This is a genomic window from Sphaerisporangium sp. NPDC051017 (genome assembly GCF_040683095.1).
Lineage (GTDB): Bacteria > Actinomycetota > Actinomycetes > Streptosporangiales > Streptosporangiaceae > Sphaerisporangium.
This window is the reverse complement of sequence record NZ_JBFBCI010000003.1, coordinates 51982-64383: the sequence shown is the minus strand read 5'-3', so window position 1 is coordinate 64383 and position 12402 is coordinate 51982. Positions and strand designations below refer to the sequence as shown.

Annotated in this window: 11 protein-coding genes; 10 read left to right on the top strand and 1 reads right to left on the bottom strand. The window is 68.0% G+C overall.

Features of this window, described 5'->3' with window-relative positions; translation table 11 throughout:
* The first annotated feature begins 67 nt into the window (after window positions 1-67).
* The 6 genes from AB0M95_RS04365 (at window position 68) to AB0M95_RS04340 (ending at window position 8410) form a co-directional block, all read left to right on the top strand.
* The gene (locus tag AB0M95_RS04365) at window positions 68-1249 is read left to right on the top strand and encodes an AAA family ATPase (protein WP_363759305.1); all 1182 of its coding nucleotides are present in this window, start codon (window positions 68-70) and stop codon (window positions 1247-1249) included.
* On the top strand, window positions 1246-1926 hold the full coding sequence (locus tag AB0M95_RS04360; protein ID WP_363759302.1) for a hypothetical protein: 681 nt from the start codon (window positions 1246-1248) through the stop codon (window positions 1924-1926). Before AB0M95_RS04365 ends, AB0M95_RS04360 begins: the two co-directional genes overlap by 4 nt.
* A 2-nt stretch (window positions 1927-1928) precedes the next feature.
* Window positions 1929-5063, top strand: a complete 3135-nt coding sequence (locus tag AB0M95_RS04355; protein ID WP_363759299.1) for a DEAD/DEAH box helicase family protein — start codon at window positions 1929-1931, stop codon at window positions 5061-5063.
* Window positions 5064-5076: 13 nt separating this feature from the next.
* Complete coding sequence (locus tag AB0M95_RS04350) at window positions 5077-6639, top strand: protein kinase (protein WP_363759296.1); 1563 nt, start codon at window positions 5077-5079, stop codon at window positions 6637-6639.
* A gap of 401 nt (window positions 6640-7040) precedes the next feature.
* A complete protein-coding gene (locus AB0M95_RS04345) occupies window positions 7041-7877 on the top strand; it encodes a hypothetical protein (RefSeq protein ID WP_363759293.1) in 837 nt (278 codons plus the stop codon).
* 89 nt (window positions 7878-7966) lie between these two features.
* The gene (locus tag AB0M95_RS04340) at window positions 7967-8410 is read left to right on the top strand and encodes an ATP-binding protein (RefSeq protein ID WP_363759290.1); all 444 of its coding nucleotides are present in this window, start codon (window positions 7967-7969) and stop codon (window positions 8408-8410) included.
* A gap of 379 nt (window positions 8411-8789) precedes the next feature.
* Here AB0M95_RS04340 and AB0M95_RS04335 read toward each other — a convergent pair whose 3' ends face one another.
* Window positions 8790-9359, bottom strand: coding sequence for a TetR/AcrR family transcriptional regulator (locus tag AB0M95_RS04335; RefSeq protein WP_363759287.1), 570 nt, complete (start codon window positions 9357-9359; stop codon window positions 8790-8792).
* A gap of 91 nt (window positions 9360-9450) precedes the next feature.
* Between AB0M95_RS04335 and AB0M95_RS04330 the strand changes: the two genes are divergently transcribed.
* The 4 genes from AB0M95_RS04330 (at window position 9451) to AB0M95_RS04315 (ending at window position 12374) form a co-directional block, all read left to right on the top strand.
* On the top strand, window positions 9451-10416 hold the full coding sequence (locus AB0M95_RS04330) for a 2-dehydropantoate 2-reductase N-terminal domain-containing protein (RefSeq protein WP_363759284.1): 966 nt from the start codon (window positions 9451-9453) through the stop codon (window positions 10414-10416).
* A 160-nt stretch (window positions 10417-10576) separates the two neighbouring features.
* A complete protein-coding gene (locus AB0M95_RS04325) occupies window positions 10577-11782 on the top strand; it encodes a cytochrome P450 (protein WP_363759281.1) in 1206 nt (401 codons plus the stop codon).
* A 38-nt stretch (window positions 11783-11820) separates the two neighbouring features.
* Window positions 11821-12015, top strand: a complete 195-nt coding sequence (locus AB0M95_RS04320) for a ferredoxin (protein WP_363759278.1) — start codon at window positions 11821-11823, stop codon at window positions 12013-12015.
* A 152-nt stretch (window positions 12016-12167) separates the two neighbouring features.
* The gene (locus tag AB0M95_RS04315; protein WP_363759275.1) at window positions 12168-12374 is read left to right on the top strand and encodes a type II toxin-antitoxin system VapC family toxin; all 207 of its coding nucleotides are present in this window, start codon (window positions 12168-12170) and stop codon (window positions 12372-12374) included.
* Window positions 12375-12402: the final 28 nt, after the last annotated feature.

Here is a 12402-nt window from a genome sequence, read left to right as displayed (position 1 = left end):
AGCGGTCGCGTTCCGCGCCGTCCAGCGCGAGCCGTACTCGTACTCGAGGGAAGGGGAGGTGAGAAGGATGGCGGGACAGCGGCTTTCCGAATTGCGTGTGGAGAACTTCCGCAGCCTGGGGCGGGTCACCTTGCCCCTCGGGCCGGTCAACATACTGATCGGACCGAACGGGGCGGGCAAGACGAATGTACTGGAAGTCTTCCGCTTTCTGGCCGACGTCGTTCACAGCGACCTGTGGCCCGCGCTGGAGGAGCGGGGGGGCTTCGAACGCCTGGTGTTCCGTGGCGGCGAGGCCGTGCCGACATGGATCCGCATCGGCATTCGGGGCAATTGGTCCCCCTCATACCAAGGGGATGATGCCGACGAGTACAGTCTGACGATCCACGGCACTCCGCTGGCCAGGGAAGAGCGCTTCCGGATGGCGAACCAACAGCACCGACTCCTGACCATCACCGTCGAGGACGAGGTGGCCAGGGCCCTGCCGCGCGACGCAGGGGACACCGTCGAGGAGATCGGAATCCAACCGCTGAGCAGTGGGTTGTCCACTTTGCCGCGGCTGCGAACGTCCGGATTCAGCCTCAGCCCGATCCACTTGGCCAGGCTCCTCGGTTCCTTCCGGATTTTCGATGTCGATGTCGCCCAGGCTCGAATGCCGGCGCGGGTACCGAAAAGCAAGGCCGAAGGCATCGCGGACAACGCGGCCAATCTTGCGGGGTTCCTCCTCTGGCTGCGCGACCACGACGCGGATGCCTGGAGTCGTCTCCAGGCGGATGCCATCGAAGTTCTCCCTCAGCTTGAGGCTCTTGAGTTCGAGCATCCGTCCGGCGCCGCGCACACGGTTGTCGTGGTCCTTCGGGAGCGTGGGCTGCGCGAGCCCACGTCCCTGCTCGACGCCTCCTATGGAACGATCCGCCTGCTCGGTCTGCTGGCCATGTTGTACGACCCCGATCCTCCCGCGCTGACCTGCGTCGAGGAGATCGATCACGGTCTGCACCCGCAGGCGCTGGAACTCCTGGTGGAACGGGTCCGTGAGGCGAGTGAGAAGACGCAGTTCATCATCGCCACCCACTCCCCCGCCCTCGCCGACCGGCTCAAGCCCGAGGAGATCGTCGTCTGTGAGCGCGGCGACGACGGCTCCTCGCTCATCCCGGCGATCTCCACGGCCAAGGTCAAGGAGATCGTCGACGCCAGCGAAGGGCTGCCGCTGGGCGAGCTGTGGTTCTCGGGCGCGTTGGGCGGTGATCTGTGAGCCGACGCGGAGGCACCCGCATCCGGCCCACGAAGAAACCGGTGGTGGTGCTGGCGGGTGAGGACCGCACCGACCGGCTCGCTCTCCGGGTACTGCTGGAGGAGTTCTGCCCGGACATGCGGGGCAGGATCGTGGAGATCAACGACAAGGTACGTCTGCATCAGGCGACCGGAGCCACGCTGACGGCCCGTGCCGAGACCCTGGCGAGCAAGGTACGGGCGCGAGCCGTTCGGGACGACACCTCGGTGGCGTGCGTCTTCGTCCACGAGGACCTCGACAAAGCAGACAGCGACGACTATCCCGTCATCCGGGAAAGGGTCCAGAAGGCGTTGGAGGCCGCTCTCGGCGCTGCGCACTACGCGCTGAGCGTGTCGGAGATCGAAGCATGGTTACTGCTCTTCCCGGACGCGCTGTCGGCCCTCGCTTCGTCCTGGTCGGTCCCGGCCAAGCACCGGGGTAAGGACACCGGGCGGCTGCCCGACCCCAAGAAGATCCTGATGAACGAGGTCAGCGGGAGCGGCCGCCGCTATCGCGAGTCCGACGCCCCTGACGTCCTCGCCCAGGCGGTGAAGCTCGGCCTGCTCGCCAAGCCCGTGGGCCGGAATCGGTCATTCGATCAGATGCGCACGGACGCCGTCCAGTGCTGTGCGGAGCATCTGAAGCAGAAGGGAACGTGAGCATGCCCCCCGTGCATCACGAGAAGGTTTTCGAGGACGCCATCGAGTCCGCCCTCCTCGACCGGGGTTGGCTGAAGGGCTCCAATGACCTCTACGACCACGCGCTCGGGCTGAACCCCACCGAGTTGCTGCACTTCGTCCGGGCGACTCAGCCCAAGGAGTGGGCACGGCTGGTCACCGCGCAGGCCGGTGACGAAACGGGGGCGGCACGGCGCCTGGCGCAGGTCGTGGCCACGGCGATCGACGCCGACGGGGCGCTGGAGGTGCTTCGTCAGGGCGTGAAGGATCGGGGCATCACCTTCCGGATCGCCTACTTCCGGCCGGCGCACACCATCGCGGCCGACGCGCTGGAGCCGTATGGCAAGAACATCCTGAGCGTGGTGCGGCAGTTCCGGTACTCGGCCGCGGGAAATGACTCGGTCGACCTGGCGCTGTTCGTCAACGGCGTTCCGGTCACGACGGCGGAGTTGAAGAACAACCTCACCGGGCAGACCGTCGAGGACGCCAAGGTGCAGTACAAGGCTCGCGATCCGAAGGAGCCGGTGTTCGCGAGGCGAGCCTTGGTCCACTTCGCGGTGGATCCCAAACTGGTGTTCGTCACCACGCGACTGGCCCGGGAGAAGACGCGTTTCCTGCCGTTCAACATGGGCACCGGCGGGCCGGGGAACAAGGGCGGCGCCGGCAACCCGGAGATCGGTGAAGGGGGCACCTACCGGACCGCTTACCTCTGGGAGCAGATCTGGGACTCGCACACCTGGCTGGACCTGCTCAAGCGGTTCCTGCACGTGGAGGACGAGGACGTTAAGAAGGGCCGGGGGCGCAGGCCGTACCCGGGAAAGGCCCACAAGCTGCCGCTGATCTTCCCGCGTTACCACCAGTGGCACGCGGTGCGGGAGCTGACCGCGCACGCCAGGCGGTACGGCTCTGGGCACAACTACCTGGTCGAGCATTCGGCCGGGTCGGGTAAGTCGAACACCATCGCCTGGCTCGCGCACTCCCTGTCGACCCTGCACACCTCCGACAGGGTGATGGACCTCGCGCCGGAGGCGGTGGAGAAGGGGTACCAGCCCAACCAGCCGGTGTTCGACAAGGTCATCGTGATCACGGACCGGGTGGTGCTGGACCGGCAGCTGCAGGAAACGATCTACCAGTTCGAGCACACGCCGGGAGTGGTGCAGCGCATCGACCAGGACTCCGCACAGCTCGCCGAGGCGCTGCAGGGCGAGACCGCGCGGATCATCATCACCACCCTGCAGAAGTTCCCCAATGTCTTACAACGGGTCGAGGACCTGCGCGGGAAGCGCTTCGCGGTGATCGTGGACGAGGCGCACTCCTCACAGTCGGGTGAGGGCGCCGCGGCGCTCAAGCGGGTGCTGCGGCGGCTGGGCAGCGACGAAATCGACGAGGACGGCAACCTGCTGACCGCGAGCGCGCTGGCGCGGGGCAGGCACGAAAGTCTGTCGTATTTCGCGTTCACCGCGACGCCGAAGGCGAAGACGCTCACCCTGTTCGGCACGCCCGGCGCGGACGGCAGGTCACGCGCCTTCCACACCTACTCGATGCGGCAGGCGATCGAGGAGGGCTTCATCCTCGACGTGCTGAAGAACTACGTCACCTACAAGACGCTCTGGCGGCTGATGAGCCAGGAGCCGGACGACCGGCAGGTGGAGCGGCGCAAGGGGCAGGAACTGCTGGCCAGATTCGCCGAGTTGCACCCGACCAGCATGAGCCAGCGAGCACAGATCATCGTCGAGCACTTCCGGCGGCACACCGCCCCGCAGATGGGCGGCCGGTCCAAGGCGATGGTGGTCACCCGCTCCCGCGAGCACGCCCTGCTGCTCGGCCAGGCGATCCGCGACCACGTCGAGCTGAACGGATACACCGACTGCGGAACGTTGATCGCGTTCTCCCAGAAGCTGACGGTCACCGACGAGAACGGGGTCGAGCACGAGTACACCGAGGCCGGGGTGAACGGGTTCGGCGAGAAGGAGTTGCCGGAGCGGTTCGCCTACTGCCGGGCGGACGACAACTCACCGACCGCGACAGAGAAGGCCGAGTACCGGATCCTGGTGGTCGCCGACAAGTACCAGACCGGGTTCGACCAGCCGCTGCTGACCACGATGTACGTGGACAAGAAGCTGACCGGTGTGGCAGCGGTGCAGACGCTGTCGCGGCTGAACCGCACCCATCCGCTCAAATCGCAGGGCGACATCTTCGTGCTGGACTTCGCCAACGAGGCAGAGGCCATCCAGGCCGAGTTCCAGCCCTTCTTCGAGGGCACGGCGGCCGAGGAGATCGACCCGAACCTGCTCTACCGGCGGGCGGCGGCCGTACAGGGACACGCCCTGCTGGTGGTGTCGGAGATGCAGGCCCTGGCCGAGGCCTACCTGCAAGCGCAGCGCACGTCGGCGACCCAGCGCGACTGGGAGAGGGCGCACACGGCGCTGTACCGGTTCACCGAGCCCGCGGTGCGGCGGTTCGAGGAACGGCAGCGGCAGGACGCGGCGACCGGCGACGACTCGGCCGAGCAGTTCCGTGCCGATCTGCGCGGCTACGTGCGCCTGTACGGCTTCCTTTCGCAGGTCGTGCCGTACACGGACGACGATCTGGAGCGGCTGTACCTGTTCGGCAGGTTCCTGCTGAACAGGCTGCCACGTCGCGAGGACCCGGCGGTGGACATCGGCGAGATCGACCTCACCCACCTGAGGATCAGCAAGACCGGCGAGCACGATGTCAGCCTGGCCCCCGTACCCGGCGGGGAGGTGACGCTGCCCGCTCCGTCGGGAACGAGTTCCGCCTCGGCCGAGCCGGAGATGACCTCGCTGCACGCGCTGATCGCCGCGGTCAACGACAAGTACGGCCTGGGCCTTTCGGAAGCCGATCAGATCTGGGTGGAACAGCAGTTCCAGGAGGCGGTCGCCAACGACTCGCTGAAGGAGGCTGCGCTGGTCAACGGCGAGGCCAACTTCGGGGAGGCCTTCGCCGACCACCTGGAGAAGGTCGTCGTCGACCGGCACACCGGGAACACCAACCTGGTGGACCGCTTCTTCGACGATTCGCTGTTCCGCTCCCGCATCACCGAACTTGGACGGAAGCAGGTTTACCGGATGATCCGCGAAAGGAACGGCATCCAGTGATATAAGCGTGATCGTGGACTCTGGGACGGTCGTCGGCGGACGGTACCAACTCGTTTCGCGCCTGGGCGAGGGCGGCCACGGCGAGGTCTGGAAAGGATTCGACGAGTCGCTGGACCGGCATGTGGCCGTCAAGTTCATCCGCACCGAAAGGCTCTCCGGGCCGGAGGAGTTCAAAGAGGCCGAGCAGCGGTTCCGCAGAGAGGCCCGGGTCACCGCGAAACTCCGGCATCCGGGCGTACCGATCGTCTACGACGTCGGCATCCATGGCATGTCGCTGTTCCTCGTGATGGAGCTGGTCGAGGGGTATCGCATCGATCATCTGATCGACGCGCACGACCCGTTGCCTGTGGCCTGGGCGGCGGCCATCGCCGCCCAGGTGTGCGCGGTGCTGACCGTCGCGCATGCTCAGTCGGTGATCCATCGGGATCTCAAGCCGGTCAATCTCATCCTGTGCGCGGACGGCACGATCAAGGTGCTCGATTTCGGCATCGCCGCCCTGCTGGTTCCGGGAGCGACGGTGATCACCCGGCTGGGGTACGGCGTGGGCACATTCTGCTACATGGCACCCGAGCAGGCGGTGACCGGCAAGGCGGACGCCCGCAGCGACCTGTACTCCCTGGGATGCGTCCTGCACGAGTTGCTGGCCGGTAGGCGGGTCTTCGAATCGGCCCTTCCTCAAGCCGAGATGGCGCGACACTACTCGGAGGCACCGCCACGGCTCGGATCGCTGCGACAGGGTGTCCCTGACGATCTCGAACAGCTCGTGCTGTCGCTGCTCGCGAAGAACCCCGCCGACCGGCCCCCCTCGGCGGAGGTGGTCTACGAGCGGCTACTGCCGCACGTCGTCGCGCTGCCCCCGCTCCCAGGTGCGACGGCGGCGGCTCCATCGCCGAACCCGGGCCGGATGTACGCGATCGTGGCCGAGCGGATCGCGGAGACGGCGCTGGGCGGCGTCCAGATCCCGAGCGCGTCCCCTGCACCCGCTCCCCGCCTGTCGAGGGACGCCCTGATCGAGGCCAGGGCTCGGGCCGAGGATCTCGCCATCGACGGACGGCTCACGCAGGCGATCGAGGTGCTCGAAGAGGCCGTCACCGCGTGCGCGAGCCTGCCGGCAGAGCGTGAGTTGCTGTTCGCGTTACGCATGGACCTGGCCAACGCGCGCTTCGGGGCACGAGACTACGCGGCGGCGCTGAGCGAGTTCGAGGACGTGATCCCGAAGCTCGCCGCCATGCTCGGCGCCGACCACCGCGCGGTGCTGGACTGCAGATACAACCAGGCGTTGAGCGCGGCCGCCCTGGGACTCGACGAGACGGCGCTGGACCAGATGACCGTCCTGCTCACCGACGTCGAGAACGCCCTGACCGCATCCGATCCGCTCGCCCTGCTGATCCGCCGGGAGATCGCGGCACTCCTCGTCAAGCTGGACGATCCTCGGCAGGCCAGGATCGACCTCCGCGCGTTGGTCCCCCGGATGGAGGCGATCCTCGGCGTGGACGATCCGGAGACCAGGCAGGCCCGAACCCTGCTGGAGAATCTCGAGCGACTCGACGACCATCGACAACATCCCACTATTTAGTGGACATCTCAGGACTTCGCGCGTTGCTCCGGTCCGTTCAGGGGCGCGACGTCTGGACGCGGGAGAGGCGACGCCCGCGCGCCCCGCGACGACACGGTCCGGCGACGCCGACGACCTGCGGAGCCGTTTAGCGTCCGGGGTGATCACGAACCAAGGCGGGCAGGGGCTGAACCGGCGTTTCGGCGGTGAGCCGGGCCGGTTCACGCGGCACCCCCTTGAGGTTCTCCCCGATACGAAGGCGATGTCCTCACATGTCCGACGGTGCGGCTCTCCGCGATTCCTTCGACGCCGTTCAGCGCATCCGGTACGCGGTCTGGTGCGTGGGCCTGTCCCTCATGTTGCTCTTCACGAGCACGCGCCCCTGGTTACGTCACCGGGGACCAGGGTCTACGGACTCGGCCATGTCGCTGTGGGATCTGCCGAGTTCGAACGCACAGGCCATCAGTGACCACGGCGTCAGCGCATCCGGCATGCTGATGCTCACGCTCTTCCTCACCCTTCTCACCGCGCGCTGGCCGCACCGCCCCGTGGTGCTCGGCACGATCCTCGCGGCCGGGATGAGCTTCCTGAACACGATGCACCTGCATCAGACGTTCGGCGGGCCCGCTGCCGCCGGCGTGGCCCTGGCGCCCGGCGTGGCCTCCACCCTCGCCGGGACCGCGGCGCTCATCCTCGGCCTCGGCCTGCTGGCCCTGGTGGACTCGTCGGACGACACCGACATGGCGCGGCAGGTCCCGTGGTCGTCACGCTCGCGGCCCGTGACCTCCCCATGGTCCCCGGACATCGCCCGCCGGTTGGCCCGGGCCGCGCAGGGGGTCACCCTCGCCGCTCTCCTCGTGGGCATCGGCATCCTGCCCTGGACCGGTCTCCACCAGGACGGCGTCCGGTTCGAGCACCTGTCGCTCTGGGACCTGGCCGGCTCCTCGTACAGCGAGGAGGTGACCTCGGCCGGGGAGCTCACGCTGACCCTGCTGACGCTCTCCTGCCTGCTCGTGCTGGTCGTCGCGTGCGAGCCGCACCGATTCACCGCGTGCTGTGTCGCCGTGTGTCTCGCCCTGACGCTGGCGTCGGTCTGGCGGCTTCACATCGTGGTGAACCAGCTCGCCGCCCACCGCGCCGCACCGGAGCCGTCCACGCTTCCGGGCCAGGTCGTGGCGATCGTGGTGCTCGCCGTCTCGGCCGTCGCCGTCGCGCCGCTTCGCCTCCGGCGGGCACAAGCCTCGGCGTCGGCGGTCTAGCGATCGGACGGCGGCGTCCACCCGCTCCTCGCGCCCGGAAATGCTCCTTGGCCGGTGCGCCTCCCTCCTCGTACTCGTAAAGGACTCCCATGCGCCAGAGCAGCCCTGAAACCGCTGAAACGCCCGGTATCCGGATCATCGAGCGGGTCGTGTTCGCATCGGAGGAGGTGTCCGTGGGCCAGGCCCGGCAGTGGGCGCGGAAGCTGCTGGATCGGCACCCGCGCCGGGACGACGCCGTGCTGCTGTTGTCGGAGATTTTCACGAACTCCGTCGTGCATACCAGGTCGGCGGCGATCGGAGTCGTCGTCCTCGTCGACGACGCGGACGGGGTGCAGATCGAGGTCGTGGACGAGGGGGCGGAGACGTCCCCGTGCGTCTGCGCGCACCGTACCGGCGACCTGGCGGAGTCGGGGAGAGGGATCCGGCTGCTGCGGGCGCTCTCCGACCAGTGGGGGTTCATCGAGGAGCCCCCACGCTGCGTGGTCTGGTTCACCCTGCGCGCGACGCCACCGACGACGGAGCCTCGCGGGTGAGGTCCAGAGAGGAAGTGGATACCTCTTACAGGTAATCCTTCTGAGGGAGGTCCTCATGAAGATCACATCGAAGGGACGGGTTCGCCCGCCGGGACAAAGCACGCCTGCGCGCCCAGCGCCTCAACGCCCACCTCGCCAGCCTCGATCTCGAGCCGACCCCCGAGACCCAGGCCGCCTCAGGCAACTTCGCCACCGAGGGTGAGGGCGTTCTTTGCAGAACATGACGAACAGGTTGACCGGCTCGGTCCAGGAGCCGCGGACGTTGACCACGGCGCGTCCCCCGGCGGCCGTGGACACAGTGAGGCCAGGCCGACGCAGCCGCCGCCGTACCACTAACCGGATCCTTCGCTCGCGGCATGCGACCTCGTGTCGCACCTTGTCATAGCGGGCGGCGCAGCCCGTCCAGCACGAGGGTGATGACATCGTCGGCCTCGGCCCGCCAATCGGGGCGGTCATGGGCCGCACTGATGCCGTGCAGCGCCATCATCACGGCACCGGCATCCACGTCGTCGCGAACGGCGCCGTCCCGCACGGCGGTGGCCACCAGGTCGGTGACCGCCTGCTCCAGCGCCCGGCTGCCCTCGGCGAGGGCACCCGAGCGGTCGGCCATGAGCGTGGCCAGCGTCCGGGCGAGGCCCTGATGGGCGTGAATGTGGTCGACCATGCCGCGTAGGAAGGCCGCCAACGCCTCCGCCGCGGGCAGCGTGGCCTGTAGCCGGCGGGCGCGGTCGCACAGCGTGGCGACCTCGCCGTGGTAGACCGCCTCGGCCAGTGCCTCCCGGGTGGGGAAGTGGCGGTACAGCGTGCCGGTGCCCACCCCGGCCAGGCGTGCGAAGTCATCGAAGCGTAGGTCGAAGAAGTCGCCGGCGTCGAAGACCTCTCGTGCCTTGGCGAGCAGGGCCTCGCGGTTGCGTTGGGCGTCGGCCCGCAGCGGCTTGTCGGCGGTCATGCGCTACCTCGCGTTTGACAAATGGAGATGACCTCCATATTTTGAAAAGTGGAGATGGCCTCCAAATCGATCGTACCCCACGAGGTGCAGCGTGAAGATCCTGATGTTCGGCCGAGGTGTGATCGCCACCGTCTACGGCTGGGCCCTGCAACAGGCGGGACATGACGTCGAGTTCTACGTCCGGCCGGGCCGCGCGGCGACGTACGGAGACGCAGTGGACCTCGACCTGATCGATACGCGGCGCCGGGTGTGGGGGCAGCGCGTCGTCGAAAGGTGGCCGGTGCGCTACCGCGAGGCGCTGGAGCCGGACCACGACTTCGACCTGATCGTGCTCAGCGTGCCGCACCACCGCCTCGCGGAGGCGGCGGCCTTCCTGGCCCCGCGTGTCGGCCAGGCCACGGTGCTGGTCTTCGGCAACATCTGGACCGAGCCGCCGGCCGCGATCGGCGCACTCCCTGTCGACCAGATCGCCTGGGGCTTTCCCCAGGCCGGTGGCGGTTTCGGCGCGGACGGCGTGCTCCGTGGGGCGCTGCTGCCGTCGGTCGTCTTCGGCACCCTCGGCCAGCCCCCGACCGACCGGGAGCGGGCCGTGCGCCAGGCGTTTCGCCAGGCCGGGCTCCGGCTCAAGGAGCAGCCTGACTTCCGCGGCTGGCTGTGGGTCCATTTCGTGTCGGATGCCGGCCTGTTCTCGCAGGGCCTGCGGCTGGGTTCCCTGTCCAAGCTGGCCGGGGCGACGGGCGACCTGCGCGAGGGGCTGCTGGCCGGCCGCGAGCTTCTGCCGCTCCTCGAGGCGCGCGGCGTTGACTTGCGACGTCACCGGGGCGGTGTGCAGCTGTTCCGTGCGCCCACCTGGCTGACCGCCCCCGCGCTCGCCTGGCTGACTGCTCATTTCGCGCCCGTGCGCGTGAATTTTGCGGCGCACTCCGACCCCGACGCCGAGGAGCCGCGTGAGGTCTGCCGGGACGCTCTGGCGGAAGCACGACGGTTGGGCATCTCGGTACCGCGACTGGAAGCGGCGGAACCGAACTTCGCCCGTGAGGGGACGAGTCGAGTCTGAATCCACCGATGTTGTCGGTCCCGGTGGTCCATTGCGGCTCCTTGGTCCGCCGCATCCCAGAGCCGAACCCGGTCGCACCGGTCGACCAACTGCCGTTCACACACGGCTTTTCGCTGTCCAGCCTCTATCGCCTGTTCGTGACGTCGTGGAAGGAAAAGTCATGACTACCGCCGAGAAGCACGAGTTCCCCATGGCCCGTACGTGCCCGTTCGCGCCGCCGCCGGCGTACGAAGAGATCCGCGAAGAAGAGCCGGTCTCGCGGGTTCGTCTGCCCGACGGCGGGTGGGCCTGGGTGGTCAGCCGCCACGAAGACGTGCGAACCGTGTTGAACGACCGGCGGTTCAGCGCCGACCGGCAGCATCCGGACTTCCCGCAGCTGGTCAAGGGCGAGGCGGCGTCCCGGCGGCCGGACGAGGAGCGCCTCCTGATCGCGATGGACGCGCCCGAGCACGGGCCGGCGCGCAAGGCCGTACTCGGCGAGTTCACGGTGCGCCGGTTGGAGGCGCTGCGGCCGCGGATCCAGGAGATCGTCGACGGGCAGATCGACGCGCTGCTGGCCGGGCCGCAGCCCGGTGACCTGGTGGACTCGCTGTCGCTGCCGGTCCCGTCACTGGTGATCTGCGAGATGCTGGGTGTGCCCTACGCCGACCATGAGTTCTTCCAGGAGCACACGGTGAAGGTGATCAAGCAGTCGACGCCGCCCGAGGAGCGGTGGGCGGCCACGGGGGCCATCCAGGGCTACATGACCGACCTCATCGCGGAGAAGGAAGAGAACCCGCCGGACGACCTGCTCGGGCGGCAGATCGTCAAGCTGCGCGCGAACGGCACCTATCGGCGGACGGCACTGGCCGGCATGGGCTTCCTGCTGCTCGTGGCCGGCCACGAGACGACGGCGAACATGATCTCGCTGTCGACCGTGGCGTTCCTGCGCAACCCGGAGCAGCTCGCGATGATCAAGGCCGACCCGGGCAAAACGCTCAACGCGGTCGAGGAGATGCTGCGGTACTTCACGATCATCGACGTGGCGACGGCCCGGCTGTGCGTCAAGGACATCGAGGTCGGCGGGCAGCTGATCCGCGCCGGCGAAGGAGTGCTGGCGCTCGGTTATTCGGCCAACCGGGACCCGCGGGCGTTCGAGAACCCGGACGAGCTCGACATCGAGCGCGGCGCGCGCCACCACGTTGCGTTCGGGTTCGGGCCGCACCAGTGTCTGGGCCAGAACTTGGCTCGGATGGAACTACAGATCGTGTTCGACACGCTGTTCCGCCGCGTCCCCACGCTGGAGCTGGCGATGGATATCGACGAGCTGCCGTTCAAGGACGACGCGAACATCTATGGCCTGTACCAGCTCCCGGTGACCTGGTAGCGGACGAACTGCCATCCCCGCCTCAGGAGGAGAGGACCATGAAAATCATCGCGGACACCGACAGGTGCGTCGGTGCCGGACAGTGCGTGCTCACTGAGCCCGAGCTGTTCGACCAGAGCGAGAACGACGCCACAGTCATCGTGCTGAACGAGACACCGGAGGGCGAGCTGGTCGAGAAGGCCCGCGAAGCGATGCACGTGTGCCCTAGCCAGGCCCTCTCCCTGGAGGAGTGAGTCAATTCGTGGATGGCCTTACAGCCTGAAAGGATCACGCTGATCGGTGTGGGACGCTGAACGGCGCGTCTTCGCTCAAACAGGGCGAACTCGCACGATGCCGTGGCCGCCTGCTCGGCAAGAAGATCACGCCTGATGCCGCGGAGGCGGCCATGGCGGACCTGCTGACCGTGGTGGTCGACAGCGTCGACGAAGACTGCTTGCTTCCTCGAATGTGGGAGCTGCGCGGCAACCTCACGTCGTACGACGCCGCCTACGTAGCGGCGGCTGAGGTGCTCGGCTGCTCGCTCGTCACCATGGACGTCAAGCTGAGCCGGGCGATCGGCCCTCGCTGTCAGATCAGAGTCGTGAACCCGTAGTTCGTCCGCTTTCTGGTGACCGGCCGAG

Excerpts from the sequence above, each read along its gene's own strand:
- AB0M95_RS04320 (WP_363759278.1), top strand. The coding sequence starts at position 11,821 with ATGAAAATCATCGCGGACACCGACAGGTGCGTCGGTGCCGGACAGTGC.
- AB0M95_RS04340 (WP_363759290.1), top strand. The coding sequence starts at position 7,967 with ATGCGCCAGAGCAGCCCTGAAACCGCTGAAACGCCCGGTATCCGGATC.
- AB0M95_RS04335 (WP_363759287.1), bottom strand. The coding sequence starts at position 9,359 with ATGACCGCCGACAAGCCGCTGCGGGCCGACGCCCAACGCAACCGCGAG.
- AB0M95_RS04325 (WP_363759281.1), top strand. The coding sequence starts at position 10,577 with ATGACTACCGCCGAGAAGCACGAGTTCCCCATGGCCCGTACGTGCCCG.
- AB0M95_RS04355 (WP_363759299.1), top strand. The coding sequence starts at position 1,929 with ATGCCCCCCGTGCATCACGAGAAGGTTTTCGAGGACGCCATCGAGTCC.
- AB0M95_RS04365 (WP_363759305.1), top strand. The coding sequence starts at position 68 with ATGGCGGGACAGCGGCTTTCCGAATTGCGTGTGGAGAACTTCCGCAGC.
- AB0M95_RS04345 (WP_363759293.1), top strand. The coding sequence starts at position 7,041 with ATGTCGCTGTGGGATCTGCCGAGTTCGAACGCACAGGCCATCAGTGAC.
- AB0M95_RS04315 (WP_363759275.1), top strand. The coding sequence starts at position 12,168 with ATGGCGGACCTGCTGACCGTGGTGGTCGACAGCGTCGACGAAGACTGC.